The 25,936-nt window shown below is 49.7% G+C and carries 24 protein-coding genes; 17 read left to right on the top strand and 7 right to left on the bottom strand.

Going from position 1 to position 25,936, the window contains the following annotated elements; all coding sequences use genetic code 11:
• The 4 genes from CBR65_RS03810 (at position 1) to CBR65_RS03795 (ending at position 3,992) form a co-directional block, all read left to right on the top strand.
• On the top strand, positions 1–453 hold the full coding sequence (locus CBR65_RS03810; RefSeq protein ID WP_087465621.1) for a nuclear transport factor 2 family protein: 453 nt from the start codon (positions 1–3) through the stop codon (positions 451–453).
• 216 nt (positions 454–669) lie between these two features.
• The gene (locus CBR65_RS03805; protein WP_087465620.1) at positions 670–2,280 is read left to right on the top strand and encodes a methyl-accepting chemotaxis protein; all 1,611 of its coding nucleotides are present in this window, start codon (positions 670–672) and stop codon (positions 2,278–2,280) included.
• 82 nt (positions 2,281–2,362) lie between these two features.
• Positions 2,363–3,571 (top strand): hypothetical protein, encoded by a 1,209-nt coding sequence (locus CBR65_RS03800; protein ID WP_087465619.1) that lies wholly within the window; start codon positions 2,363–2,365, stop codon positions 3,569–3,571.
• Positions 3,572–3,581: 10 nt separating this feature from the next.
• Positions 3,582–3,992, top strand: a complete 411-nt coding sequence (locus tag CBR65_RS03795; protein WP_087465618.1) for a phosphate ABC transporter substrate-binding protein — start codon at positions 3,582–3,584, stop codon at positions 3,990–3,992.
• Positions 3,993–4,017: 25 nt separating this feature from the next.
• On the opposite strand, the gene CBR65_RS03790 is transcribed toward CBR65_RS03795, so the two are convergent.
• Together CBR65_RS03790 and CBR65_RS03785 are read right to left on the bottom strand one after the other, a co-directional pair.
• Positions 4,018–5,334: a sorbosone dehydrogenase family protein gene (locus CBR65_RS03790; RefSeq protein WP_087465617.1), complete on the bottom strand. Its 1,317-nt coding sequence runs from the start codon at positions 5,332–5,334 to the stop codon at positions 4,018–4,020.
• On the bottom strand, positions 5,331–5,759 hold the full coding sequence (locus CBR65_RS03785; RefSeq protein WP_087468913.1) for a DUF2231 domain-containing protein: 429 nt from the start codon (positions 5,757–5,759) through the stop codon (positions 5,331–5,333). The genes CBR65_RS03790 and CBR65_RS03785 overlap by 4 nt, the downstream gene beginning before the upstream one ends.
• 208 nt (positions 5,760–5,967) lie before the next feature.
• On the opposite strand from CBR65_RS03785, the gene CBR65_RS03780 reads away from it, so the two are divergent.
• From CBR65_RS03780 to CBR65_RS03760, 5 genes are all read left to right on the top strand, one after another.
• Positions 5,968–6,546, top strand: a complete 579-nt coding sequence (locus tag CBR65_RS03780) for a hypothetical protein (RefSeq protein WP_087465616.1) — start codon at positions 5,968–5,970, stop codon at positions 6,544–6,546.
• A 67-nt stretch (positions 6,547–6,613) separates the two neighbouring features.
• The gene (locus CBR65_RS03775) at positions 6,614–6,910 is read left to right on the top strand and encodes a putative quinol monooxygenase (RefSeq protein ID WP_087465615.1); all 297 of its coding nucleotides are present in this window, start codon (positions 6,614–6,616) and stop codon (positions 6,908–6,910) included.
• A 160-nt stretch (positions 6,911–7,070) separates the two neighbouring features.
• A complete protein-coding gene (locus CBR65_RS03770; RefSeq protein WP_087465614.1) occupies positions 7,071–7,490 on the top strand; it encodes a VOC family protein in 420 nt (139 codons plus the stop codon).
• Positions 7,491–7,707: 217 nt separating this feature from the next.
• Positions 7,708–8,061, top strand: coding sequence for a GFA family protein (locus CBR65_RS22675; protein ID WP_087465613.1), 354 nt, complete (start codon positions 7,708–7,710; stop codon positions 8,059–8,061).
• 203 nt (positions 8,062–8,264) lie between these two features.
• Positions 8,265–9,038, top strand: coding sequence for a lysozyme inhibitor LprI family protein (locus CBR65_RS03760; protein WP_087465612.1), 774 nt, complete (start codon positions 8,265–8,267; stop codon positions 9,036–9,038).
• 70 nt (positions 9,039–9,108) lie between these two features.
• On the opposite strand, the gene glgA is transcribed toward CBR65_RS03760, so the two are convergent.
• Positions 9,109–10,545: a glycogen synthase GlgA gene (glgA, locus tag CBR65_RS03755; RefSeq protein ID WP_087465611.1), complete on the bottom strand. Its 1,437-nt coding sequence runs from the start codon at positions 10,543–10,545 to the stop codon at positions 9,109–9,111.
• Positions 10,546–10,745: 200 nt separating this feature from the next.
• Entirely contained in the window at positions 10,746–12,974 is a 2,229-nt protein-coding gene (gene glgB, locus CBR65_RS03750; RefSeq protein ID WP_087465610.1) for a 1,4-alpha-glucan branching protein GlgB, read from the bottom strand.
• A gap of 548 nt (positions 12,975–13,522) precedes the next feature.
• Between glgB and glgC the strand changes: the two genes are divergently transcribed.
• The 8 genes from glgC (at position 13,523) to CBR65_RS03710 (ending at position 23,540) form a co-directional block, all read left to right on the top strand.
• Entirely contained in the window at positions 13,523–14,794 is a 1,272-nt protein-coding gene (gene glgC, locus CBR65_RS03745; protein ID WP_087465609.1) for a glucose-1-phosphate adenylyltransferase, read from the top strand.
• Positions 14,784–16,532, top strand: coding sequence for a glycoside hydrolase family 57 protein (locus CBR65_RS03740; RefSeq protein ID WP_087465608.1), 1,749 nt, complete (start codon positions 14,784–14,786; stop codon positions 16,530–16,532). The genes glgC and CBR65_RS03740 overlap by 11 nt, the downstream gene beginning before the upstream one ends.
• Before the next feature lie 10 nt (positions 16,533–16,542).
• Positions 16,543–18,057 carry a 4-alpha-glucanotransferase gene (gene malQ, locus CBR65_RS03735; RefSeq protein WP_198300869.1) on the top strand — a complete coding sequence of 505 codons (1,515 nt, stop codon included), beginning with the start codon at positions 16,543–16,545 and terminating at the stop codon, positions 18,055–18,057.
• A 112-nt stretch (positions 18,058–18,169) separates the two neighbouring features.
• Positions 18,170–18,577, top strand: a complete 408-nt coding sequence (locus CBR65_RS03730; protein WP_087465607.1) for a hypothetical protein — start codon at positions 18,170–18,172, stop codon at positions 18,575–18,577.
• A gap of 243 nt (positions 18,578–18,820) precedes the next feature.
• A complete protein-coding gene (locus CBR65_RS03725) occupies positions 18,821–19,912 on the top strand; it encodes a helix-turn-helix domain-containing protein (protein WP_369825647.1) in 1,092 nt (363 codons plus the stop codon).
• A 184-nt stretch (positions 19,913–20,096) separates the two neighbouring features.
• Positions 20,097–21,410, top strand: a complete 1,314-nt coding sequence (locus CBR65_RS03720; RefSeq protein WP_232461343.1) for a glycoside hydrolase family 5 protein — start codon at positions 20,097–20,099, stop codon at positions 21,408–21,410.
• A gap of 43 nt (positions 21,411–21,453) precedes the next feature.
• Positions 21,454–21,852, top strand: a complete 399-nt coding sequence (locus CBR65_RS03715) for a hypothetical protein (protein WP_087465604.1) — start codon at positions 21,454–21,456, stop codon at positions 21,850–21,852.
• A gap of 47 nt (positions 21,853–21,899) precedes the next feature.
• Complete coding sequence (locus tag CBR65_RS03710) at positions 21,900–23,540, top strand: family 43 glycosylhydrolase (protein ID WP_087468911.1); 1,641 nt, start codon at positions 21,900–21,902, stop codon at positions 23,538–23,540.
• A gap of 82 nt (positions 23,541–23,622) precedes the next feature.
• Here CBR65_RS03710 and CBR65_RS03705 read toward each other — a convergent pair whose 3' ends face one another.
• From CBR65_RS03705 to CBR65_RS03695, 3 genes are read right to left on the bottom strand one after another with little or no spacing between them, the layout of a single operon-like run.
• Entirely contained in the window at positions 23,623–23,868 is a 246-nt protein-coding gene (locus CBR65_RS03705) for a hypothetical protein (protein WP_087465603.1), read from the bottom strand.
• A gap of 53 nt (positions 23,869–23,921) precedes the next feature.
• The gene (locus CBR65_RS03700; RefSeq protein ID WP_087465602.1) at positions 23,922–24,803 is read right to left on the bottom strand and encodes an SDR family oxidoreductase; all 882 of its coding nucleotides are present in this window, start codon (positions 24,801–24,803) and stop codon (positions 23,922–23,924) included.
• A gap of 31 nt (positions 24,804–24,834) precedes the next feature.
• Positions 24,835–25,929: a glycosyltransferase gene (locus CBR65_RS03695; RefSeq protein ID WP_087465601.1), complete on the bottom strand. Its 1,095-nt coding sequence runs from the start codon at positions 25,927–25,929 to the stop codon at positions 24,835–24,837.
• Between the last annotated feature and the right edge of the window lie 7 nt (positions 25,930–25,936).

Raw genomic sequence — 25,936 nt, 5'->3', positions numbered from 1 at the left:
ATGCGCGTCATCACATCCATCCTCACGTTCATTTTTTTGTTACCCGGTTTTGCTATTGCAGTTGACCCCACTGTTGATGAAAGCGTCGAAGCGACAATCAGGAGACTTGACCTCGCCGAAGCCAGCGCGGTACTCACGGCGGACTTTGATACTGTTGAGAAGCTCTGGGCGCCGGATATGATCGTCAACAACCCTTTCAATCAGGTCGTCAAGGCCAGTAGTGGCCGGGTAAGAAGCGGTGCAGTTACATACGCTTCGTTTACGCGCAATATCGAATCGATCCAGATCCACGATACTACCGCCATTGTCATGGGAAACGAGATCATCGTACCCAGCGGGAAATCTATTGGTGCAGGGACCACGATTCATCGGCGCTACACGAACATCTGGATGAAACGTGATGGCCAATGGTTGTTGACTGCACGGCATGCGAATGTCATCTGCGCGAATTAGCCAAGGCTTTACGAAGTAAATACAGCGTAACTTGATATCCGTAAATTTCTAGCGTCACAAAAAATCCTTTTGTGACGCTAGATACTTCAATTACGGCCTATATTCGCTTGTCCGTTTGCGTCTCCCACCTCTGCCTGCTATACCAATGGTATATATTTTTGCCGCGGCTAATAACCTCAAAATCGAGTCGCCATTTTCCGCCTTGAGGGCACACTGATGTTTCGCTTTACCATTTCCCAAAAGCTCATGCTATTGGTCAGCATTGCCTTGTTGGCATTTTTATTTACCCAAGGGTATTCGTACCATGTAGAGCGTGAAAACGCATTCCGGTTACAGGATGTCGATCAGCGCCTTTACCCCACTTTGGAACTCACGACTATTAATCTCGGATCTTTGTTGCTCATGGAGCAGCAAATTAATAACTCTGTTACTACGGGTGATGAAGAAGCCCTACAGTTGGCCGAAAATTATTATCGCGAAATTCGTGAAAATCTCGCGCGCCTTGCGACCCTGAGCTCTGAACTGTCCGGCCAGGTGGGTGCCATCGACAGCGAACTGCAAATCTGGTACGAAACGGCAACCCGTATCGCGCAGAGTTTTATCTCAGGCACTGTCGATTTCACCAAGGTGGCGGCCGAAGCGAACGCCAATGCCGAACGATTGACCAATCTGCGCGAAGACCTGGAGGCCATGAAGCAACAAACAGAACTCGCATTCACAAACAGTATTCGTGTCACGATCGAGCGATCACATAACGCCAGTTTTATTGTGCTCATTATTGCCATTCTTGCAATCGTCGTTTTAGCGATGGTGAGTTTAATTATCGGCCGTTCGATCAGGGCAAGTATATTTCAAGTTTCCAATTCATTGCATGAGATGTCGAAAGGTGAGGGCGATTTGACCACTCGCATTGAATATCACGGGCGTGATGAAGTGCGCGACCTAGTGAATCATTTTAATGAGTTTATCAGCAAGCTACACAGTTCATTCGCCAATGTGAGCCACGATGTCGGCGGGCTGAGTCAGGTAGCGTCGCGCTTGATGGATTCCAGTAGCACCAACTTAAAGCAAATTAACGCGCAATCACAAGCTATTTCGTCGGTACGCACTGCCATCGAAGAACTTATGAACAGCGTAACTGAAGTTGCTGCGTTTGCAGAAAATGCCTCGGTGCAAGCGGGGGATGCCAGTCAAGCCGCCGCCTTGGGAAAAACCACCTTAACCACTAACGTAGACACCATTCGTACTCTCGCGGTGGAAGTGAAGCAGTCTGCTGATGTTGTTAATCGTTTTGAAAGCTTCTCGACGGATGTAGGACAGTTATTAAACACAATTCAAACGGTAGCGGAACAAACGAACTTGCTTGCGCTTAACGCAGCTATTGAAGCAGCGCGCGCGGGTGAGCATGGTCGTGGCTTTGCCGTTGTGGCGGATGAGGTGAGGGGGCTTGCGGTGCGTACGCGCCAGGCTACCGAGGAAATTCATAAAGTCATTAATGAGCTGAGACAGGTATCGGCCAGTGCCGTGACGGCCATGCAGGGCAGTGTAGAGCGTGCAAATCGCGGTCTGGACGCAACCAATGCGTCAGGTGAAGTATTAAATTCCATTTTAAATAATGTACAGAATATCAGTCAGATAAACGAAAAAATTGCATCAGCAACCAACCAACAAAGCCAAACATTTTCCTCGGTACTGCACCACGTTACAGAAATTTATCATAACGCCGAAGGCGTCACTGAACGAACCAACGAGCTGGACACCATCAGCCACGACATCGATCGCATTAGTCAGGCATTGCGAACTATCGCTGGTCAATTCCGCGTTTAATTAGCACTTTCCCTATAAGAAAAATTAAATAGATTCTTAACAGCTGCTTTATTGTTAACTATAAAACAATCTGGAGGTTTCAATGAAAAACTTAGCGCCGTTTGAAAAACATGGGATGGCAGTAGTAGCTTTATTAGCGGTAACTGGTGCACAAGCGCAAACATCGGATACCCAACGTATCGAGCAGCTGGAGCGGCAAGTTGCGACTTTGCAACAGAAGCAGGCAATGCCGACTGCAGAGCGGGTACGCTTTAATGGTTTCCTCAGCGTGGCTTATGGGCGTGCGAGTAATGACGCCGGTTACGGCGGCTACCTGGAAGATTACAGCCTTGAAGATGAAAGCCGGTTGGGCCTTCAGGGCACTTTTAATATCAGCGCTTCTACCGAAGTCGTTATGCAACTCGTTGCTCGTGGTATCGACGAATGGGACCCTGATATGGAGTGGGCGTATATCTCGCATAAGTTCAACAATAATTTTAAAGCACGCGCGGGGAAAATGCGGCAACCTTTATTTATGTATTCCGATTCTCTGGAAGTAGGTTACGCGCAACCTTGGGCGCGACCACCCATAGAAGTATATGGCCAACTACCCTTTAGCACCTACACCGGAGTGGATGGCATTTACGACTGGAATTTCGATAATTCCACGCTGTCGGCGCAACCATTCTTCGGTCAAACGAATGTAAATATTGAAGGTACTGAGATTGATGTAAGGGACATCACCGGCGGGTCACTTACCTGGACCGATTTTGTCTGGACGTTCCGTGGTGTATACAGTGCCGCAGAGGTGGTTCTGGGATCGGAGGCGCTGGATGCAAGTTTCTACGGTTTTGGTGCGGCCTATAACAACGGCAACTGGCATGTTCTTGGTGAGTTTACCAACATTGAGCTGGACGGTCCGACAACCGATTCGCGTTCCGCTTACATCACGGCGGCAAGACGATTTGGGTCGCTTACACCTTACGTCACCGTCGCGATGATCGAATCCACAGATGATGGGGAGCGGTCATTGTCAGCAGCGCAAGCGTTTGCGTTGTTCACCACGCCCGGCAGTCCTTTCTATAATGATCCCAATATTTTTACTGCTAGTGACCTGAATAATATTGAACGTACAGCAACCGGTGTTGGCTTGCGGTGGGACGCACTAACCAATGTTGCGATTAAATTTGATGTGACACGTACCAGTAGTTTTGGCGATACGGGAGGTGGGTTGCCGGGCAATCTCACCGCGCCGGCGCGGCAATACAGTGATGCCACGCTTTACACCATCAAACTCGATGCTGTTTTCTAAGGAGGCCACAATGAAAATCAACTACTGGATATTACTTATGCTGCTTGCATCGCCTTTCGCTTTTGCCGATGTTGTAGTTATCGGCCACCCGGCGGGCCCGGATTCGCTAGACGCCAATCAAATACGCGATTTGTTTATCGGCCGAAGTAATCAACTTCCGAATGGGCAAGCCGCAGTACCGCTCGACCTGGAAGCGGGCAATCCTTTGCGCGAAGAATTTCACACCAAGGTTACCGGTCGCAGTCAGGCGCAATTGAACGCCTTTTGGTCGCAGCAGGTTTTCACGGGCAAAGGCCATCCCCCGCGAACCCTCGACTCGACTGCGGCGATGAAAGCCACGGTTTCTGCCACACCTGGTGCTGTGGGATATATCTCGGCCAGCGAAGTGGATAACAGCGTGAAGGTATTGCTAACGCCCTAATTTTCTCTGTGATGTAGAAAGCCCGCTATTCGCGGGCTTTTTCCACCGGCGTCACCCGCCAAATCGTATTGGAAAGATCGTCTGCGATAATCAGCGCGCCTTCTGGATCTACCGTCACTCCAACGGGGCGGCCGCGGGTTTTGCCGTCGTCGCCGCGAAAACCGGTAACGAAATCCACCGGTTGGCCGTCGGGACGGCCGTTGCGGAAGGGGACGAACACCACTTTATATCCCACCGGATTTTCACGATTCCAACTACCGTGCATACCGACGAACACGCCATCGGCGAACTTCGCGCCCATGCTGGCTTCTGAAAAGTCGAGCCCGAGTGCCGCAACATGCGATCCCAACGCATAATCAGGCGTGATGGCGGACGCGACCTTTTGTGGGTCTTGTGGGCGAACCCGGTCATCCACATGTTGGCCCCAATAACTGTAAGGCCAACCGTAAAATCCGCCCTCCTGAACCGAGGTCAGGTAATCAGGCACCAGGTTCGGTCCTATTTCATCGCGTTCATTCACCACTGCCCACAACTGATCGGTACCAGGTTGAATCGTCAGCGCGGTAGGATTTCGTAAACCCGTCGCATAAGGTCGATGCGCGCCGGTTTCTGCATTCACTTCCCAGATCATGGCGCGGTCGACTTCGGCAATCATGCCGCGCTCAGTAATATTGCTGTTGGAACCGATGCCGACGTAGAGGAATTGTCCATCAGCGCTGGCGGTTAAGGCTTTGGTCCAGTGGTGATTAATGCGCGACGGCAGATCAGTAACCTTGGTGGGCGGACCGCTCGCCTCGGTTTGCCCTTCGCTATAATCGAAGCGGACCAGTGCATCCTGGTTGGCGACGTAAAGGTTATTATCAACCAGCGCCAGGCCGTAGGGCGCATTCAGGTTGTCGGCGAACACAGTGCGCAATTCATAAGTGCCGTCGCCATCGGCGTCTCGCAACAACGTCAACCGATTACCGCTCTTCACCGAGGTAGTCCCTTTGGATTTTATATACCCGGCGATAATATCTTTCGGTTTAAGTGCGGGAGCATTTCCGCCTTTGCCTTCCGCAACCAGGATGTCACCATTGGGCAGGACCAGCATCTGCCGTGGGACTTTGAGGTCGGTAGCAATGGCAGACACGGTGTAACCTTGCGGTACAGTTGGTTGTTGATCGCCCCAAGGGGCAGGCTGGGCAATCGTCATCGCTGGCAACAGTCCGCGTTCTGGCGGCGGAAGCTCAGGATTGGTTCCGTGCTGCGCAGACTCAGGATCATTGCCATCACAAGCGCTGAGCAGACCAGCCACGATCACAGGAATAAACAGCCGCTTATTCGACGTAAAAAAGTTCATCTTGCACCTCCTACACCAAATCTGGCGAAGCCGATCCAGGTGGACGCACAGGCGAGTAACATCACGATAATCGACAGAATCAAGCCGGTCGGCATCGTAGCCCAAGCGTCTTTGGCGTGGATGAGGGCATTAAAGAATCCAAGTATCCAGGTCGCCAGCAGGAAAAAAATATAGAGAAAGGCGTGGTGGTGACGATGCGCCGCGCGCACCAGATAAATAACGGCGGCCAACAATGCGAAGCCGCCAAATACAAGGCCCCCGGTAATGAACCAGGACGCGAAATTGCTCCACTGAATATGGTAAGTTGATGTGTAGGCCAGGTCGCTTAATAAACTCCCCAGAAATAAGGGGATAGTACCTGCGAGCACAACGCCATGAAGCGGATGAAGTCTTCTATGAAGTGCTCGACCGTCGTTGACTGTCACAACATTTCTCCTCGTTAGTGCAATGAATAAGGCTCCAATGCGAGCCACCGAGTTAACCATTGCTAGCCGCTTTTACGGGCATGTGACGTTCTCACGGCTGTCTGGTTCCACGTCATCATCGCGAATGTGGCCTAGCAAACGCATAGCCATGGCACATTAAACGCGAACGGGGTCATTGAAACGTATCATCTGTAAAAGGAAATAAAAAATGAAAAGTGCCATTCTTATTTTAATTTTATGCTTTTTGTCTGCCTGTAATTCTGCAACTAAAAAAGTAGATGCTCAGACCACTCAAGGTTCTGAGGCTTCATCATTAGAGAACTTCTGCGCAGAAAACCATTGCCGCAAGAACCGCCGAGTTACATTTATGACAGACGGTGAGCCAGTTGATGAGTTGCTTGAATTATATTGGCCGATTGTTCAAGGTGATAAGATATCTCTTTTACCTGGAGATAAGATTTACGTCGAAGCGGAAATAGTCGATGGCATGTTTTCCAATTTTAAGCAGGTTGAAGAAATTGTTAACGACGAGAAAACCATCGTCTTCGATTTTCAGCAGATGGAGGGGAAGGTCGATATGATGCTGAATGTTAAAAACCCCTTCCAAAAAGCCATGAAGTTTCATGTGGATATGATTGACTTTAAAGGGAACGCACACCAAACGAGTAGTTGTCCAGTGATGTCAGGTGGCGGTGTATATGAGCATTGGCCACATGCTATTCCGGAAATTATTTTGTCCAATATTCGAGCTGTCGAATTAACCGATATAGCGGGTTGCATTTACTAATGACACAACGTGTGAATTGCTAAGATTCACTTCAAATATCCAAAATGATCAATTTCAGGAAGACTCAATGTACGGTTTAATCGGAAAAATGAAAGCAGTATCAGGGCAGCGCGATGCACTTATTGCCATTTTGCTTGACGGCATTTCAAATATGCCAGGCTGCCTGAGTTATATTGTTGCGAAAGATCCAAAGGATGATGATTCGATCTGGATCACGGAGGTCTGGGACAATCAATCCAGCCATAAAGCTTCACTGTCGTTGGATTCTGTCAGAGAAGCGATCACGAAGGCGCGCCCGCTGATCGCAGGTTTTGATGAGCATATTGAGACGCAGCCCGTTGGTGGTCAGGGTATTCAGGCGTAAGACTGGGCCGATTGCGCGTGGACGGACACGGGTCCAAGACAGTTAAAATGCAGGGGCAGAATTTTTTTCCCGACCGTTGTCGAAATCCATTCGCGCTATTCGACTATAAAGTACAGCGCATGAGGCTGTTTATTAACCAACAATCTGGAGAAAATGAGTCATGTCCCGAATGATCTTTATCAACCTGCCCGTTACCGACCTTAAAGCCTCAATGGCTTTTTATGCAGCGCTTGGTTTCGAGAATAACCCGCAGTTCACCGACGATACCGCCGCCTGCATGGTCTGGAGTGAAGCGATTCATGTGATGTTACTGACCCATGACAAGTGGCGCACCTTTACCCAGCGCCCGATTCCACCCAAGACCTCCAGCGAAGTGATGATCGCACTGGCCCTCGACAGCCGTGAAGCGGTGGATGCCATGAACAAAACAGCCGCAGAACATGGCGGTACAGCAGATATCAACCCGGTTCAGGATCTCGGTTTTATGTACAACCGGAATCTGGCTGATCTTGATGGTCACGTTTGGGAAGCTTTCTGGATGGATATGGCTGCATTTCCGGGTACCGAGCAGGCGAGTTAAGCAACCCTGGCACAGCGACTTTGGCCAAACGCCCCTTCGGGGGCTTTATGTTTTTACCGTCCGGAATTATTACTTGAAACTTTTTCTGCGGTGACACGCTATGACTGAGAGAATCAAATCCAGGACAATTGAAGAATATATTCAGGCTGCGCCCGATATAGAGGGTGCTACCTGGATGTGAATATTTTCATACTTGCAAAGACGTAAGGAATGGCAAATGTACCAAGGCTCTTGTTTGTGTGGCGATGTGCAATATAAAGTTGATGAGAATATCACGCAGATCGAATGTTGCCATTGCCTTACCTGCCGTAAGGCGCATGCGTCGGCTTTTGCGATGGGAGTGACTATCGCCAAAAGCAGTTTTAGCCTCATAGGTGGTGCTGAATCATTAAAAGAGTTTGAGTCTTCTCCTGGAAAATTCCGGGTGTTCTGTAAGAATTGTGGTTCACACCTTTATGCCTATAGGGTTACAGAGCCTTCGCTAATACGGTTAAGACCTGCATGTCTTGATACTGATTTATCCAGCTTTGCAGTTAAACACATACATTGTGAAAATAGAATCGTCCTGTAATAAACTTGATGTTGCGTAAAAAATGGATTCTATTTAAACAGCCGATATTTGAGTAACAATCAATATATTTTTTGCAACACGCTATTGATATGATTCATGAAAATAAAAATGTCTAATACTGTCTGCCGCGACTTTAGATGATGGATTCCATGGTCCTGACTGGAATCTTTAAAAAGAAGTTCTAATTTAAATAAGGATGACCAATGTTAAGAGTAGTTGTATTGCTGAGTTGTATAATGTCTTTACCGCTATATGCCGCAAGTTTTAATTGCGATAAGGCTAGTTCAGGTATCGAAAAGATGATCTGTAACAATGCCGAGATTTCGTCTGCTGATGAAGCTTTGGCAAAGCGGTATAGTGAGGTGAAGGGTAAGGCCAAGCGTCCGGATTTGCTTACCAACAATCAATTGGAGTGGTTGTCGCAACGAAATTCCTGCAAATCTGAAGCCTGTGTTCTGGAGGAGTATAAAAGCCGAATCGAGTTCATTGGTGGTTGGTTGGATTATGAAGAGAAAACCTTGCCAAAGCCAGGCGGCGAAGTTCAGTGTACAGATCGACCGGAATGTTGGCCGGAAGGGAGCGCTATGCATACTGGTCTTGTAATAGCAGAAAAAAGACGGAAGGTATCGAGCCAATTGGAAGTCAAACTCGCTGACCTTATCGCTCTTCTGGCTTCCTCGCCAGATAATAACGGCGATATTTACCCTGATTCACGAACTATCTCTGCATTAAAAAAGCAGCAGCCCGCATGGGATCAATACGCAACTGATGAATGCGAATTAATCGGATCACTGACGGGAGCTGGTGGTTCCTGGCCTTCAACTTACGCGACGCGCTGCAAATTTAATTTGATGGAAGAACGATTGCGTAGGATTAATTCATCAATCAAATGCATTCAGAAGATACCGCTTGAAAAACGTTGGTTAGAGCAGTCAAGCTGCCTTCAACAGTTGGCGCCCTTGGCAAATAAAATTTAAATTTAGGTAAACAACAGCGAGCTGCCGAGAACGAGTAGCTCGCGAACTTCTATAATATCTCTATTAATCTTTATTCCAACAACTCCCCATAAAGCCTCCCATACTCCTCCGCACTCCGCTGCCAGCTCAGGTCTTTGCTCATGCCGTTGTTCTGTAACATCCGCCAGATTTTCTTATCCTGAAACGCAGCTAGCGCACGCTGGATTGCGTTGTAAAGGCCGTGGGCTGTGTATTGATAAAACATAAAGCCGGTGGCGTCGGTTTGGGTTGGTTCGGCGAAGTCGATGACGCTATCGCGCAGGCCGCCGACGGCGTGGACGATGGGCAGGGTGCCGTAGCGCAGGCTGTAGAGTTGGTTGAGTCCGCAGGGTTCATAGGCGGACGGCATCAGAAAAATATCGGCACCGGCTTCGATCTGATGGGCGAGGGTTTCGCTGTAGCCGATGGTTACAGACAACTGTTCTGAAAATTCCTGCGCGAGTTGGGCGAGCCTTTCTTCGTAATCTTTCATCCCGCTACCGAGGATGACGCATTGACAGCCTTCACTTAGCAGTTGTGGCAGATTACTGAGTATCAGATCCACACCTTTTTGATCGACCAATCGTCCGATAAAACCGAGCAAGGGTTTTTCTGATACCTCCAAGCCGCTACGCTCCTGCAACGCCACTTTATTTTTTTCTTTATTGGTGAGCGTGCGACGGTTGTAGGTTTGTGCGATATGTTTGTCAGTGCCGGGATTCCATTCGTCGGCATCAATACCATTTAAAATACCCGATAACACCGCTTGCCGATGTCTGAGCAAACCATCCAGACCGTTGCCCGCATCGGGCGTTTGTATTTCCTCCGCATAAGTTGGGCTCACCGTCGTAACACGATCAGCATACACCAGGCCGCCTTTCATAAACGAAAACTGGCCATAGAATTCCAGCCGGTCCATATGCCACAACTCATGGGGTAAACCCAGACTGACAAAAGTATCCCAGGAAAATAAACCGCGATAGGCAAGGTTATGGATGGTAAAAACAGTAGCAGGGCGCGGATTATCCTGCGCCAGAAGCGCCGGGACCATGCCAGTTTGCCAATCATTACAATGCACAACATCCACCGGCCAATCCAGACCGGCCTGATTCAAAGCAATCAACCGCGCTACCTTGGCAAACAACAAAAAACGCTGCGCATTATCCGGCCAATCAAAACCATCCGGACCGCAATAAGGATTCCCATCCCGCTCAGAAAACGCCGGCGCATCAACCAACCACACCAACACCCGCGTACCGGGCAACAACGTTTTCCACAGCGTTACAGGCTCTCCATCAACATCAAACACCGTCACTTTTTTCACATCACCAGCCGCCGCTTTCATAACCGACGCATAACCCGGCAACACAATCCGCACGTTATGTTTCAGCTTGATCAACGCACGCGGCAAACTCGCCGCTACATCGGCCAGGCCACCGGTTTTAATTAATGGAAAGACCTCGCTGGTGGCAAATAAAATATTGCTCATCGTTTAGATATGTTCCCAAGAAGATACAACTTAATAAAAATTGACATTAATACGATGCGAGTTTGGCGTTAGGCCTTGGGTTTCGAAACCCTCAATTCAAGGATGAATTGAGGGAGCTACAGGGATGTATGCATGCGTTTTCGAAACCCAAGGCCTAATGACAAACGGATTCCGAAGCCCCAACCCATCTATACTTAATTCTATGACTCCACCCGCAACACCAAAGCCCCCAACGGCGGCAACTTAATCTCTATCGACTGCTGCTGCCCCATCCAGGGAATAGGCGACGTATAAACCGGACTCCCATTCCCCACATTACTACCCGCATAAAACGCCGAATCCGAATTCACCAACTCACGATAACCACCCGCCACCGGCACACCAATACGATAATTGTCGCGCGGTGACGGTGTAAAATTAAGCACCACCACCGTCATCTCATCGCCACCCTTACGAATATAACTGATGACCGATTGTTCGCTGTCATGGCAATCAATCCACTCAAAACCATCGTGCTGAAAACTGCGCTCATAGAGCGAGGGAGAACCCGTGTAAAGGTGATTCAGATCCTTCACCAGATTTTGTAATCCCTGATGAAAATGCTCACCGGTTAAATACCAATCCAATTGTTTCCAGTGCGCCCACTCACTCCATTGCCCGAACTCGCAACCCATAAACAATAATTTGCTGCCGGGGTAGGTATATAAATAGGTGTAGAGCAAGCGCAGGTTAGCGAACTTTTGCCAATCATCACCGGGCATTTTGTTAATCATGCTGCCTTTACCGTGAACGACTTCATCGTGAGAAAACGGCAGCAAAAAGTTTTCGGTAAAGGCGTACATCATGCCAAAGGTTAATTGATCGTGATGATACTTGCGGAAGATCGGGTCCTTGGTCATATATTCCAGCGTATCGTGCATCCAGCCCATATTCCATTTCATGGAGAAGCCGAGGCCACCGACCCAGGTGGGCCGCGTGACTTGCGGCCAGGCCGTGGATTCTTCAGCGATCACGATCGCACCGGGATGCTGGCCGTGACACAACACATTGAGTTCGCTTAAAAAACTCATGGCTTCCAGATTTTCGTTACCACCGTATTTGTTGGGAATCCATTCGCCGTCTTTGCGCGAGTAATCCAGATGCAACATAGCCGCGACGGCATCGACACGCAGGCCATCAATGTGGAATTCTTTCAGCCAATACAGCGCATTGGCGAGCAGGAAGTTGCGCACTTCGTTGCGGCTGAAGTTGTAAATCAGCGTGCCCCAGTCCGGGTGTTCTCCCATGCGCGGGTCGGCGTGTTCATACAATGCTGTACCGTCGAATTGGGCGAGGGCGTGACCATCTTTGGGAAAGTGCGCTGGTACCCAGTCGAGGATCAGGCCCAGGCCATGGCGGTGCAAATGATCGACAAAATAACGGAAGTCATCCGGTGTGCCGAAACGGCTGGTGGGCGCGTAGTAGCCGGTGGTCTGGTAACCCCAGGAATCGTCGAGCGGGTGTTCAGTCAGCGGCAGGACTTCAATATGGGTGAAGCCCAGCGGTTTAACGTAATCCACCAGTTGATGGGCCAGGTCGCGATAGTTAAGGAATTCGCCATTGGCGCCGCGCCGCCATGAGCCGAGGTGAACTTCGTATACCGAGAGCGGTGCGTGTTGCCAGTTCCATTGCGCGCGCTGCTCCAGCCACTGGTTGTCCTGCCATTGATATTGTGAGGGCGGTACAACAATAGAAGAGGTTTTCGGGCGATGTTCAAACATTTGCCCATAGGGATCGGTTTTTAGAAAGACTTTGCTGGTCGCCCGATTGCGTATCTCGAATTTGTAGAGATCGCCACCGCTCAACCCGGGAATAAATAATTCCCAGATACCACTGCCACCGCGCACTCGCATGGGATGCTGGCGGCCGTCCCATGCATTGAAATCACCCACCACGCTGACGCGCTCGGCGTTTGGTGCCCAGGTTGCAAACAAAACACCGCTGACACCATCAACCTGGTGCAGGTGTGCGCCGAGCTTATTGTAGATGCTCCAATTTTGACCCTCTCCGAACAGGTGTAGATCGAAATCGCTCACTTGTGGTGCAAAGCAGTAGGGGTCGTACTCCCGGCGCAGTTGATCGTATCTGTCGCGCCATTCAACCTGGTAGTGAGGAGCTATGTTGGCTTCCGCACCGTACCATTCAAAAAAATCAGTACCCTCAACACGGCTCATGGCTACCGGTTTATTCTGGAGCAGCAAACTTGCGGACCGCGCACCGGGTAAAAAGCAGCGCACGCAGGTATCGAGTGTCGCAGGATTATCGGTTACCAAACGGGTAGGGCTGGTCGCCTTGTGTTTGCCAAGAACTTCAAATGGATCGTGGTGACTGGCGTTGATGATGCGTAACATCGCGTCATTAATAGGTTGTCCTTGTTGCAAATTCACCATTGAGGGTATTCCTGTTGTCATAAAAAAATCACTTATTGAGCGTTACTGTAACGGAATTGTGTGGTTTTTGCTGAACGCATTTTTCCCCGTCGGATGATAAAAAATCGAGGCACGCGCCAGCATCCCTGCGACAAGCTGATAAACACCTTGATGAAACACGCGAATGAGCACCCATGAAAAAACTACATAACGTGGCTATCAGTTTCGTTACATCGATTAGTGCGCCAATATTTTCATCACAACTTGGCTATAGCAGGTTCGGTGCCATTCTTGTAGCTACACTAGTTAATCGACAGTTCGGGATCTAACGTATAACGCGTTTAAAAATCCGGTTGATGTAAATCAATCGGTTCGTTTGATAGCAGGCTTAAAATTGAATTCCAGCCTTGGCATTGATATTGCTCCGCATACTGTGACGAAGTCTTGCAGCATTTCAGAATCTTTCTGGTTTATGGCCTGATTTATGGCCCGGTTTACGACATGGGTTCTATTGGTCAGTTGGAATCTTTTAAAAGAAAATTTTTCGATTCAACAGTAAGGGAGTTTTAATGAGTATTCACCAGACCTCTGGCCGTTTTGTAAGTCGCCTCACACGCGAAACCCTCGCAATCATCCTCGCTGGCGGGCGCGGATCGCGGTTACACCAACTCACCAACTGGCGTGCTAAACCGGCGGTACATTTTGGTGGCAAGTTTCGTATCATTGATTTCCCCTTATCCAATTGTGTTAATTCCGGTATCCGGCGCATCAGCGTATTAACGCAATATAAATCCCACTCCCTGGATCGTCATATACAGCGCGGTTGGGGCTTCCTCGGCGGCGAGCTGGGCGAGTTCGTTGAGCTGCTGCCGGCGCAACAACGTTTGGAAACCTCCTGGTATGCTGGCACAGCCGATGCCGTGTTACAGAATCTCGATATCATTCGCCGTCATAATCCTGAATATGTGTTGATCCTCGCAGGTGACCATGTTTACAAGATGGACTACGGTACTATGCTCGCAGCCCATGTTGAACGTGGTGCTGATATAACCGTGGGTTGTATCGAAGTACCGCTGGAGATGGCCACTGCGTTCGGTGTGATGGATGTCGATGCTGATCTCAAGATTACCCGCTTTACCGAAAAGCCTCCCAAACCCGAACCCATTCCCGGCCGCCCGAATCACGCGCTGGCGTCCATGGGTATTTATGTGTTCAGTACCAAAGTGTTGTTCCGCGAATTGTTGCGCGATCAGAACCTACCAGGTTCATCGCACGATTTTGGGAAAGACATTATTCCATCGCTGATTCACAGTCACAGCGTGATGGCATTTCCGTTCCGCGATCCGGTCAGTGGTGGCGAAGCCTACTGGCGCGATGTGGGAACAGTCGATGCGCTCTGGGAAGCTAACCTGGAATTAACCAGCGTCAGCCCGGAACTGGATTTATACGATGAAGAATGGCCGATCTGGACGTATCAGGAGCAGGTGCCGCCCGCCAAATTTGTTTTTGATGATGATGGCCGGCGCGGCTTCGCCGTAGACTCGATGATTGCCGGCGGTTGTATCGTGTCCGGTTCTACAGTTCGCCATTCACAATTATTCCCGCGCGTGCGTGTGCATTCCTACTGCGAAATTACCGACTCGGTTTTATTTCCGAATGTAGAAGTCGGACGCAACTGCAAGATTCGCAAAGCCCTGATTGACCGTTATTGCAAGATTCCTGAGGGTACTGTGATTGGTTACAACGAGGAGGACGATCGTAGACGCTTCCACGTTTCACCCAAAGGTGTCGTCCTGGTAACACCGGAAATGCTTGATGAGGATTTCCCCCATGTCAGCTAAAGGTGATGCAACCGCACGCAAAATGAAAGTTGTCTTTTGCTGGCACATGCACCAGCCTGATTACCGCGATCTGATGACCGGTGAATATTATTTTCCCTGGACCTATCTACATGCGATTAAAGATTATGTTGATATGGTGGCGCATCTGGAGCGTTATCCCGAGGCCCATGCCGTCTTCAATTTTGCGCCAATTTTGTTGGAGCAATTGGAAGATTATGCACATCAGATCGACGCGTGCCTGACGCGCGGCAAACCCATCAAAGATACATTGTTAAATGCACTGGTCGCAGAAAAATTACCGGCGGCGGGCACACCGGGTTTTGCCGAGCTAACGCATAAATGTCTGCGTTCTAATCGTGAACGGATTATTAACCGTTTTCCGGCTTACGCCGAATTGGCCGATGCCGTGGCGATGTTCGAAGAAAAGCCGGGCAACCTGCGTTACGTTAACGAGCAGTTTCTGATTGATTTGCTGGTGTGGTATCACCTGGGTTGGATGGGGGAAACCGTGCGCCGCACAGATTCCCGCGTGAAACGGCTACAAGAGAAAGAGGGCAGTTACACCCAGGATGATCGTCGGGAATTGTTGCGTATTATTGGCGAACAATTGAGTTCACTGGGTCCGCGTTATCGCCAGTTGGCGCAACGGGGCCAAATTGAAATTTCCATGAGCCCTTATGCGCATCCCATTGTGCCGTTATTGCTGGATCTGAAAAGTGCCCGGCAGGCCATGCCGGATGTAGCCTTGCCACACGCTGAAAAATATCCCGGCGGCGATGAGCGCGCGCGCTGGCATATGACGCATGGCTTGCACACCTTTGAACGCTTTTTCGGTTTTCGCCCACGCGGTTGTTGGGCTTCCGAAGGTTCATTAAGCGATGCCACCTTGCATCTGCTTGACGATTTCAATTTTGATTGGGCAGCCACCGGTGATTCGGTACTGCACAACAGCCTGGGGCATAAAACAAATCACCAGGCTGTACAGGCGTTGCACGAACGCAATGGCGGCGCGGTTCATCGGGTATATCAATTCAATAAAGCGTCTGCCTGTTGTTTTTTTCGCGACGACGGACTCTCCGATTTGATCGGTTTTAAATACGCGACCTGGCATGCTGACCACGCGGTGGATGATCTGATCAAGCATATGGAAAAAATTGCCGAGAGCAGTGAATTTTCCAGCGACGCAGTGATCTCCATCATTATGGATGGTGAAAATGCCTGGGAATATTTTCCCGAAAATGCCTATTACTTTCTCGATGCACTTTACGCACGCCTGAGCAAACATCCTACGCTGGAACTCTCAACATACAGCCGTGTGCTTGACGAGCAAAAACCTGCCCCGGTTGCACTGGAGCATTTGGTAGCCGGCAGTTGGGTTTATGGCACTTTTTCAACCTGGATTGGTGATCGGGACAAAAATCGCGGTTGGGATATGTTGTGCGAAGCCAAGCTGCAAGTGGACAAGGTACTCGCTAAAGATGTTTTGTCACCGGAACAGGTTGTGCAAGTAGAAAAACAATTGGCGTTATGTGAAGGCTCGGATTGGTTTTGGTGGTTCGGTGATTACAACCCCGCCGAAAGTGTCAGTGATTTTGAATATTTGTATCGTCGTCATTTAATGAATTTATACGCATTGATCGATCAGCCAGCACCGGATTACCTCTGCCAAAGTATCAGTAAGGGCAGTGGTTCGCCGGCGGCGGGTGGGGTGATGCGTCAAGGACACGCTGAGGCGTAAGGGTAAAAGAGTGACAGAAAACGGAAAGGCTTTCACAGGTTCTCCATTGTTCGCTAATCGTTGTGCCGGGGTATTGCTACACCCAACATCTTTACCTTCCAGTGCCGGTTTCTCGTCCGGTGATTTGGGAAAAGAAGCTTACCACTTTGTTAATTTTTTGGCCGATGCCGGTTTTACGATTTGGCAAATGTTGCCGACTGGCCCGACCCATGGTGATTTATCACCTTACCAGTCGCTGTCGGCCCATGCCGGTAACCCGGATCTGATCAGCCTGGATGCACTGGTGGAGCGCGGATGGATTGCAGCGGATGATCCAGGTCTGCACAGCAAGGAACGCAGCGAGCGGCAGGCAGCACGCCAGCGCGCAGAGAAACGTTTTTTTGCTTCAACGCAACATGATTCACAACTGCATCAGCAGTATCAGGAATTCTGTCAGGCCAACGCCACCTGGTTAAATGATTTCGCGTTGTTCCTTTCCTTGCGCGAACACTTTCATCGCAAACCCTGGAATGAATGGCCACTGGAGTTTGTGCAACGTGATACCACCTCCTTAAACGAGGCGCGTGAACAATTCGCTGAGCAGATTCAATTTTATTGTTTTGAACAATTTGTGTTTTTTCAGCAGTGGCAGGATTTGCGTAGCTATGCGCGCAAAAAAGGCATTTATTTTTTTGGCGATATGCCGATCTTCGTGGCCCATGACAGTGCAGATGTCTGGGCAGAGCAACAGAGTTTTCGCCTGGATGATCAAGGTAATCCATTGACGGTAGCTGGCGTGCCACCGGATTACTTTTCCGAGTTCGGCCAGCATTGGGGTAATCCACATTACGATTGGGAACGCATGGAGGCCGATGGTTTCCAGTGGTGGCTGGCGCGTTTGCGTTCGCAGCTGAATTTATTTGATTTGATCCGCGTGGATCATTTCCGTGGCTTTGAAGCCTTTTGGGAGATTCCGGGTAAGGTGAAGGATGCACGTCAGGGACGGTGGGTTAAGGCACCAGGGAAAGCGTTATTGGCAGCGTGTTTCAAGGAATATCACAGCTTGCCGTTGGTAGCGGAAAATCTCGGCGTTATTACTGATGAAGTAGAAGCATTGCGCCAGGATTTTTCACTGCCGGGGATGTTGGTACTGCAGTTTGGATTTGACGGGAATGCCGAGAATCCACATTTACCACATCGCCACAGTTTGCTCGACGTGATTTATACCGGTACCCACGACAACGATACAACCGTGGGCTGGTATCAATCCCTGAGTCAAACATCGCGTAAACAGATCGATGAATATTTTTTTCACGCGCAGGACACCATGCCCTGGCTGTTAATCAAGGCGGCTTTTGCTTCGGTTTCGCGGATGGCCATTGTGCCTATGCAGGATTTACTGGAGTTATCCAGCGAGCATCGCATGAACATGCCGGGGACGACAGATAAAAATTGGACATGGCGTTTTAGTTGGGACCAGGTACCGGAGAATCTCGCAGTGAAGGTACATAAACTCCTGGCTTTGTATGGTCGTTTGGCCAAGTAATGTGATTACTTCGTGTCGGTTGTAAGGGTAGGCGTGCGAGGGAATGTCGAACAATATGGGAAGGCAGACTTACATCCGGCGACATACATTCATTGACTAACGGGACGGCATTATGGAACACAGATGCAGCGAACGCGTAACGACAGACTTCAAAGTTCTGATATACAAAATGGGAGTGCCGGTCGCTATCGGGCGGTTAAAAAACGGCAGTAAATTAGGTTTCTTTGTGGAGACCGACTTTGCTGATATCAATGTCCTGCAACCGCTGGATATTGAAGTGCTGCTTCAACAGGGCCCGCATAACCTCGAACGCTACAGATACACCTCGCGTGTTATTCGCAAAGCAGAGACGGGTTTAGGACTGGAGCTGGAATATATGAGCCCCGAAGCAGCGCAGGCACTGGATGATTTATTGCGCTCGCCCCAGGCACGCCAGCAGCCGAAGCCGGCAGATCGCCCCTTGGCCGACGTGGTTCAAGTGGCCGCGAAGCTGCCAAAGAAAATGGCGCAAGCCAACTAGCTACTCCGGCAGGGTTTCCGCCTGCCGTCATCCCTAGCGTGAAACCCTTGTCTTGCAAGGGTTTCAGCTACACCGACACGAGCCCCATCGACCGCATCGATAAGCCACCCGAATTCCTATAGTATTGCGCCTGCGACATCCGGCTAATTGCAGGCGATAGATTACATGCAGGATTTTTATAATAAAGCGCTGATAAGTTTCATATGCCTGGTTCTGGTGAGCTGCCTTGCTGGCTATCTGTGTGTGGATAACACCTTTCTGAGGGTATCGCTGTTGCCTGTCACCAAGAGTGATCTTGCATGGCGCACGGAGAAGAATACGGATACTTCCCAAGGTGGGCTGTCAACGCTGACAATCGTAGATGACAGATTCAGCCTGAACTATAACATTACGCTATCACGCAAGGCTCAATACCCTTATGCGGCGTTTACCCTGGTTTTTGGCGAGGATCAGAATAACCCCAACCTTGTCGACTTATCCCGGTTCAACAGCATGTCTTTCAGCGTCAAATGCTCTGTGGCGAATACGCTCAGTTTTTCTATGCTGACTTTTGATGAAAAAGTATCCAGTGTTAACGACTTTTTGAGCTACCGCGCGCCGTCGACATTTTTCTCCTGCAGTGAAGATTGGGAATATGTCGAGCTTGATCTGACCAGACTCGAAACACCCCAGTGGTGGTTTACGATGTTTGATGTCGAGCTCTCACGCAAGGCGTACAAACTCGATAAGGTATCAAAAATAAGCTTTGGCAGCAGCTCCCAGAGTCCTTTTGATGTGGAGTCTAATGTCCAACTGAGTGAGATAACCCTGGTGGGGCGCAATTGGTTTTACATGTACGTGTTGGGCGGGTTCTTGCTACTGACCTGGGGTGGTTATGCTTTCTGGTTCTTCAATCAGCACACGCAGGCTTTGGTAGACGATTTGCGCAACAAGTTTCAGCGTGATCGACCTTTGGTGGCTTACCAGCAGCTTTCTGTGGAGACGCATAAAGACAAGGACCGGAGCGCGATCCTGCATTTTATGGCGACGCAGTACGCTAACGCCGATCTGAGCCTGGATACCATGACCTCCGCTATCGGTGTCAGCCGCACCAAGATCAACGACATTCTTAAATCGGAACTGGGTTTTACCTTTACCGGTTACCTGAACAAGCTGCGCCTGACTGAGGCCGCACGCCTGTTGAAACAAAGTGAGGATGCCAACATCGCCGAGATTGCTTATTCGGTCGGCTACAAAAACGTTTCCTATTTCAATAAGTTATTTAAAGAGGAATACGGTTGCCCGCCCAAGGCATTCAAAATACTGTACGAGAAGACTTCACATCCCAATTCGTGACCCAGCCACTTCAAATTTACTGAAAAAAACTTCAATTATTTGCAAATTGATACATTTTTTAGTGCAAAAGCTAATGGTTCATGCTGTTTTCCGAGCAAACTCTGCGTGAAGGTGCGGCCATGACAAGATGGGCCGCCAGGCTGTCATGCGCAGCTGCTTTTTGCTACGAATTCAGAGACTGATCATGAAAATAATAAATAGATTGTTACTGTCCTGTTGTCTGGTATCACTTATTAATTGCGGGGGCGGCGGAAGTGACAGCGCTACCGCACAATCCAGTTCAGCAACCCCATCATCCGTATCCTCCTCCAGCTCATCCGTTGCACCGCCGTCCTCCAGTTCGGCGGCATCCTCTTCCAGTACTGCGGCTGTGGAGGAGCTTTACCCAAGCTACAACACGAATCCGCTTCCTGCGGATAGCACAGGAATGTCAAGCAACGCGGTGGACATCGCCAGCAAGATCAGTCTGGGCTGGAACATCGGCAATACGCTGGAAGCAATCGGTGGTGAAACGGCCTGGGGCAACCCGATGGTGACGAATGAATTGATTCAACTGGTGAAAAGCAATGGGTTTGAGGCAGTCCGGATACCGGTGTCCTGGGATCAATACGCTAACCAGGAAACGGCAGAGATAAATTCGGCCTGGCTCGACAGGGTGAAGGATGTTGTGCAGCTCTGCGTCGACAATGATATTTACGTGATCGTCAACATCCATTGGGATGGAGGATGGCTGGAAAACAATGTCACGCCGAATAAGCAGGCCGCCAATGTCGCCAAACAAAAAGCATTTTGGGAGCAGATTGCGACGCATCTGCGCGAGTTTGATGAGCGCGTGATGTTTGCCGGTGCCAACGAGCCCAATGTGGATACCGCAGAACAAATGGACGTATTGCTTGCGTATCATCAAACCTTTGTTGATGCGGTACGCGCGACAGGTGGCCGGAACGCCTATCGGGTTTTGATCGTACAAGGGCCTGCAACCGACATTGAAAAAACTCACGAGCTGTGGTCGGACATGCCTGATGACACCGTCGCTGATCGGTTAATGGCCGAAGTCCATTTTTATACTCCCTATAATTTCACCTTAATGCGAGAGGACGAGAGTTGGGGGAACCAGTTCTATTACTGGGGTGAAGGTTTCCATTCGTTAACCGATACTGAACACAATCCCACCTGGGGCGAAGAGCCCTTTGTTACCGAGTTGTTTGAGCTTATGCAGCAACAGTTTATTGCGCAGGGTATTCCGGTGATTCTGGGTGAATTTGCCGCTATGCGTCGCGATAACCTTACCGGTGAAGCACTTGAATTGCACCTGGCGTCACGTGCGCACTACCTCAAATACGTTACGCAGGAAGCCCTGGATAAGGGGCTGATCCCGTTCTATTGGGATAGCGGCGCATTAAATAATCTTGGGTCGGGAATTTTTAATCGCCAGGACAATACCGTTTTTGATCAGCAAGCACTTGATGGATTATTGCAAGGTGCAGGAAAACAATAAGGTTTCCAGGGTGTCCCTGGCTACACTAACCGATGGAACATATATGCAAACCGTTACAGAAATTGTCAATAACCATCTGCTTAAATCATTTTTCATGGTGGACTTATTAGAGTGCAGCGCTAAAAAAGTCGCCTTTGGTTTGACGCCACAGGCAAGCCTTTTCAACAAAGAGCTGCAAGGCATGTATGGTTGTGTGTTTGACTGCGCGGCGCGCTCGGCCGGGTATGCAAGTATCGGCCAATGTGTTTTGTCTGAATGTGAGATGACTGTGCATTCCTCACCCTCATCTCCCGAGTTGATTGTGAAAGCCCGCATTGCCTCTGCGCATACGCTGCACGCGATTTACTGCTCGGAGATTTACAGTATGAGAGGGCGCCGGAAAATTCTGGTGGCGGAATCCCAGGGGACTTTATCTAAAACCACACCCATAGATCCGGCTTGATATGTCGAGCTTTCTGATATGGCTACACAATGTTTGGATGTTTTTTTATGCCAGAAGTAACGCGTAGAACACTGTTTAAAGCCTGTCTGGCGGGAGCGGCGGCATCTCCGTTGGCACTTCTCGCCAATCCGCAGCCGAAACCCACAGCCCCATGCACGCGAGCAGCGCCGCAATGGAAAACCGGAATAGAGGGACAACGTAAAGCGGATTTGGAAAACGGTACTTATCTTAATCCCATTATTGCCGGTGATCGCCCCGATCCTACTATCCTGAAAGACGGCAGCGATTATTACATGACATTCTCGTCATTTAATTCCTACCCGGGCATTGTGATATGGCACTCAACAGATCTGGTGAATTGGGCTCCCCTTGGCGCCGCGTTAACACGCAACATTGGCACCGTGTGGGCGCTGGATCTTTGTAAATTCGGCGACCGTTATTTCATATATATTCCAGCGCTCAGCGAAGGCAAACCCTGGTCGATTTATGTCATTTGGGCGGATGATATCAACGGCCCCTGGAGTGATCCGGTTGATCTGAAGATTACTGGCTGCATTGACCCGGGACACATCCGGGGCGAAGACGGAAAACGCTATTTGTTTGTGAATGGTATTCGCAAAATTCGTTTGACCGACGACGGACTGGCCACCGATGGCGAACTACAACCTGCCTATGATCCCTGGCGTTATCCCGATCACTGGATCGTAGAAAATTTCGCACCTGAAGGCCCTAAACTCTTGCGCAGGGGAGAGTGGTTTTATCTGGTAACGGCTGTTGGCGGCACTGCCGGCCCGGTGACGGGCCACATGGTCATTGCAGCGCGCTCCCGCTCGGTTCACGGCCCCTGGGAACATTGTCCGTACAATCCATTGGTACGCACCTTGTCTGATGAAGAACCCTGGTGGTCAAAAGGTCATGCCACGCTGATCGAAGGTCCGGCGGGTGATTGGTGGATGGTGTATCACGGTTACGAAAATGGCTTCAGAACTCTTGGACGGCAAGCCTTGCTCGAACCTGTTGAGTGGACTGAGGATGGCTGGTTTCGTGCACAAGGCGGTGATCTTTCACAACCGATGCGCAAACCTGTACAGGGTAAAGCAGGGCCACATGGCGCTGCGTTGTCTGATGATTTCTCCACCAATAAATTCGGTACGCAATGGTGTTTCCATCATCCCGCTGAGAATGAAATGGCGCGCGTCACTTATCGCGAAAACGCGTTGGAGCTTAATGCAAAAGGTCGCTCGCCCGCCGACAGTGCGCCATTGACTTGTGGGGTTGTCGATCGTGCCTATCAGGTTGAAGTGAGCCTGACGTTAACGGGAAGCGCCGAGGCGGGCTTGCTGCTTTTTTACAACCATAACGCCTTTGTGGGACTGGGTTTTACCGCAGATGTGCTCAAAAGTTTTCAATATGCAGAAGAGCAATCCTGGGCGCGCATGCCGCTAAAAACCCGCAGTTTACGCATGCGTATTACCAATGATCATCACGTTATCACCTACGAATACTCGCAGGATGCAGGCCGAAACTGGACGCGCCATCCAACCCGTATGGAAGTATCCGGCTTGAATCACAACGTGTTTGGTGGGTTTTTAAGCCTTAAAGCCGGTATCTATTGTGCTGGCAGTGGCAAAGTGCAGCTGCGCGATTTTCAATATCGTGCGCTGGACGAGGGTAAAAAGTTTAGCTAAACCTTGATAGCTTTCTTACGCGTGTTCGCTAAAAAGTGCATCGACAGCGCAATCTGTAAATGCACTTTGTCTGCCTGCCTGATCAATACTCTGACAATAAATCAATCAGATCCTGCTTACTCATCTTCCCGGCATGTTCAATTCCGAACTCCGCGGCTTTCTGATCCAGGTCGTAACGCGACCATTTTTCATAGCGGGAATATTTACTGTGGTGGCGGGTAGACGTCGGGTCCGCTTTGACGGAAAACTTTTTGCGATACATCCGTTGCATGCGTTGGGCTTTATAGTTGTCGCCATCGTCAAGATGGTTTTGATGATGAACAGCCATTTACACAATCTCCTGAGTTTTTATCATGTGGATCATAGCGAGGTGGGTAGCAATCAAAGTTGCCGCCGCCCACCGGTAACACCGTAAATTTCACCGCTAATATAGCTGGCATCTTCCGAAGCCAGGAATACATAGATCGGAGCCAATTCTGCCGGCTGGGCCGGGCGTTCGAATAGCGTGTTGGAACCAAAGCTTTTTACTTTTTCTTCCGGCATGGTGGAAGGAATGAGCGGCGTCCACACAGGTCCTGGTGCAACCGCATTCACGCGAATACCCTTCTTGATGGCTTCTTCGGCCAGCGACAGTGTGAAGTTGGCAATCGCTGCTTTGGTCGCTGCATAGGGTGCGAGGTTCGCGCTGGGTGAAAACGCCTGGATCGAAGTTGTGTTGATGATCGAACCACCAATAGACATAAACTTCAAGGCGTAACGCGAAAAGAAAAAGAAGGATTCGATATTTGTGCGAAACGTATAATCAATTTCTTCGTCGGGGATGTCTTCAATAGAGGAATAGGTTTTTTGAAAAGCCGCGTTGTTGATCAGGATATCCAGCCGACCAAAGCGTTCAAGGCAATCGTCTATCACGCGTTCGCAAGCAGCGCGATCCGCCTGGTTCATCTTGATTGACATGACCTCTACACCACATTGCCGAACAAGCTGTTCAGTTTCGCGCGCATCTTTTTCTTCTTCAAGATAAGTAAACACCACATGTGCACCTTCGCGCGCATAGGCCACGGCGATAGCGCGGCCTATGCCGCTGTCGCCGCCGGTAATAATAGCGACAGCACCATTGAGTTTTTTATTGCCGTGGTAGCTTTGTTCACCATGGTCTGCTTGTGGATTCATTTCACCTTCCGTGCCCGGAATGCTTTGCATGTCCGCGGGGAAGGTGGGGGTAGGGTATTTGGTTCTTGGATCTATAAAGACACTGTTCATACGGAGACTCCGTTAAGTGATCGAGTGTGCGTCATAATGCTTGCGCCAGAACAGGGGTACAGACATCTTCCCAGTAGTGCTCCAATTCCAGTGCGCGATGTGCTGAGGTGTGCTCGTGTAATATTTTCTGTTGTGCACGGCGGGCAATGGCAGTACGTTCGATGTCTGGCATTTGCAGATATTCCAATACGTCTTGCGAGCGTTGCGCGACCAAAATTTCATTGCCGGGTGTAAAAAATTGCTCCAGCCCCGGCCATGGGTTTGTGATAATCGGGGTTCCGCAAGCTGCGGCTTCAAAAAGGCGCAGGCTAGGGGTGTAACCAACGTTCATCATGACCTTGCGGGCTATATTCAAGGTAAATTTCTGCCCGTGATAAAAAGCACAATGTTGATAGGGTGCTATGTGCTGCACATAATCGACGTTGTCTGGCCAATAAATCGTCGGCGGATATTTTCCGCCGGAAACACAAAATTTTGCATCCCGATCGGTTATGGCGGGTTCCAGCAAAAGTTTGTTCAGCATGGGTTGGCGATCTTCTGTGTAAGTTCCCAAATAACCAAGGCTGTACGCCGGAGTATGTTGATCATCCTTGACCGGGTGGTACCAATCAGGATCAATGGCAAATAGCAAAGACCGCGCGCGCAATGCCCCCCATTTTTGCTCCAACAGGTCAAGCACTGGCCCCGCACTGCACGATAGATATAGGTCAAAGCGGGTAATCATGTTGGGTGTCAGGTATTCATAATCGCCATGCTGCAATTTCTCCAATGTCATCGGTGTATCGAGATCATAGAAAGCAAAACACGGGGGTGAGAATAGCGTGATTTTTTTCGACAGGAGTTCGGCATCGGTAACGCGCGAGCCAAGGATAACCAGATCAGCCTTTGCCAGTGTTAAACGGTAATCGTCTATCTCAGCAACAGAGTGATACAAAATGGTTTCACAAAACGAGGGGCTGGGGAGATCCCGGTATTGTTGATGGGAAGGCGTATTTTTTTCAAAGAAGGTGATCCTGTGGCCTCGTTTGGCTAAGGCTTTTATCAGGCTACGGTAAGTCGTTGCGTGGCTGTTGTTCCATGCTGAGGTGATCGATAAACCAAATACAACAATGTTCAGTGGCTTCATGATCCAT

The organism is Cellvibrio sp. PSBB006 (genome assembly GCF_002162135.1).
Lineage (GTDB): Bacteria > Pseudomonadota > Gammaproteobacteria > Pseudomonadales > Cellvibrionaceae > Cellvibrio.
This window is presented reverse-complemented; position numbering and strand designations above follow the sequence as displayed.

What these genes read in the sequence shown, in the direction of transcription:
- CBR65_RS03695 (WP_087465601.1), bottom strand. Translation starts at nt 25,929, where the DNA reads ATGAAGCCACTGAACATTGTTGTATTTGGTTTATCGATCACCTCAGCA.
- CBR65_RS03775 (WP_087465615.1), top strand. Translation starts at nt 6,614, where the DNA reads ATGTACGGTTTAATCGGAAAAATGAAAGCAGTATCAGGGCAGCGCGAT.
- CBR65_RS03740 (WP_087465608.1), top strand. Translation starts at nt 14,784, where the DNA reads ATGTCAGCTAAAGGTGATGCAACCGCACGCAAAATGAAAGTTGTCTTT.
- CBR65_RS03810 (WP_087465621.1), top strand. Translation starts at nt 1, where the DNA reads ATGCGCGTCATCACATCCATCCTCACGTTCATTTTTTTGTTACCCGGT.
- CBR65_RS03780 (WP_087465616.1), top strand. Translation starts at nt 5,968, where the DNA reads ATGAAAAGTGCCATTCTTATTTTAATTTTATGCTTTTTGTCTGCCTGT.
- CBR65_RS03770 (WP_087465614.1), top strand. Translation starts at nt 7,071, where the DNA reads ATGTCCCGAATGATCTTTATCAACCTGCCCGTTACCGACCTTAAAGCC.
- CBR65_RS03790 (WP_087465617.1), bottom strand. Translation starts at nt 5,334, where the DNA reads ATGAACTTTTTTACGTCGAATAAGCGGCTGTTTATTCCTGTGATCGTG.
- CBR65_RS03710 (WP_087468911.1), top strand. Translation starts at nt 21,900, where the DNA reads ATGCCAGAAGTAACGCGTAGAACACTGTTTAAAGCCTGTCTGGCGGGA.
- CBR65_RS03705 (WP_087465603.1), bottom strand. Translation starts at nt 23,868, where the DNA reads ATGGCTGTTCATCATCAAAACCATCTTGACGATGGCGACAACTATAAA.
- CBR65_RS03805 (WP_087465620.1), top strand. Translation starts at nt 670, where the DNA reads ATGTTTCGCTTTACCATTTCCCAAAAGCTCATGCTATTGGTCAGCATT.
- CBR65_RS03715 (WP_087465604.1), top strand. Translation starts at nt 21,454, where the DNA reads ATGCAAACCGTTACAGAAATTGTCAATAACCATCTGCTTAAATCATTT.
- CBR65_RS03730 (WP_087465607.1), top strand. Translation starts at nt 18,170, where the DNA reads ATGGAACACAGATGCAGCGAACGCGTAACGACAGACTTCAAAGTTCTG.
- CBR65_RS03800 (WP_087465619.1), top strand. Translation starts at nt 2,363, where the DNA reads ATGAAAAACTTAGCGCCGTTTGAAAAACATGGGATGGCAGTAGTAGCT.
- CBR65_RS03700 (WP_087465602.1), bottom strand. Translation starts at nt 24,803, where the DNA reads ATGAACAGTGTCTTTATAGATCCAAGAACCAAATACCCTACCCCCACC.
- CBR65_RS03760 (WP_087465612.1), top strand. Translation starts at nt 8,265, where the DNA reads ATGTTAAGAGTAGTTGTATTGCTGAGTTGTATAATGTCTTTACCGCTA.
- CBR65_RS03795 (WP_087465618.1), top strand. Translation starts at nt 3,582, where the DNA reads ATGAAAATCAACTACTGGATATTACTTATGCTGCTTGCATCGCCTTTC.
- glgC (WP_087465609.1), top strand. Translation starts at nt 13,523, where the DNA reads ATGAGTATTCACCAGACCTCTGGCCGTTTTGTAAGTCGCCTCACACGC.
- CBR65_RS22675 (WP_087465613.1), top strand. Translation starts at nt 7,708, where the DNA reads ATGTACCAAGGCTCTTGTTTGTGTGGCGATGTGCAATATAAAGTTGAT.
- glgB (WP_087465610.1), bottom strand. Translation starts at nt 12,974, where the DNA reads ATGGTGAATTTGCAACAAGGACAACCTATTAATGACGCGATGTTACGC.
- glgA (WP_087465611.1), bottom strand. Translation starts at nt 10,545, where the DNA reads ATGAGCAATATTTTATTTGCCACCAGCGAGGTCTTTCCATTAATTAAA.
- CBR65_RS03720 (WP_232461343.1), top strand. Translation starts at nt 20,097, where the DNA reads ATGAAAATAATAAATAGATTGTTACTGTCCTGTTGTCTGGTATCACTT.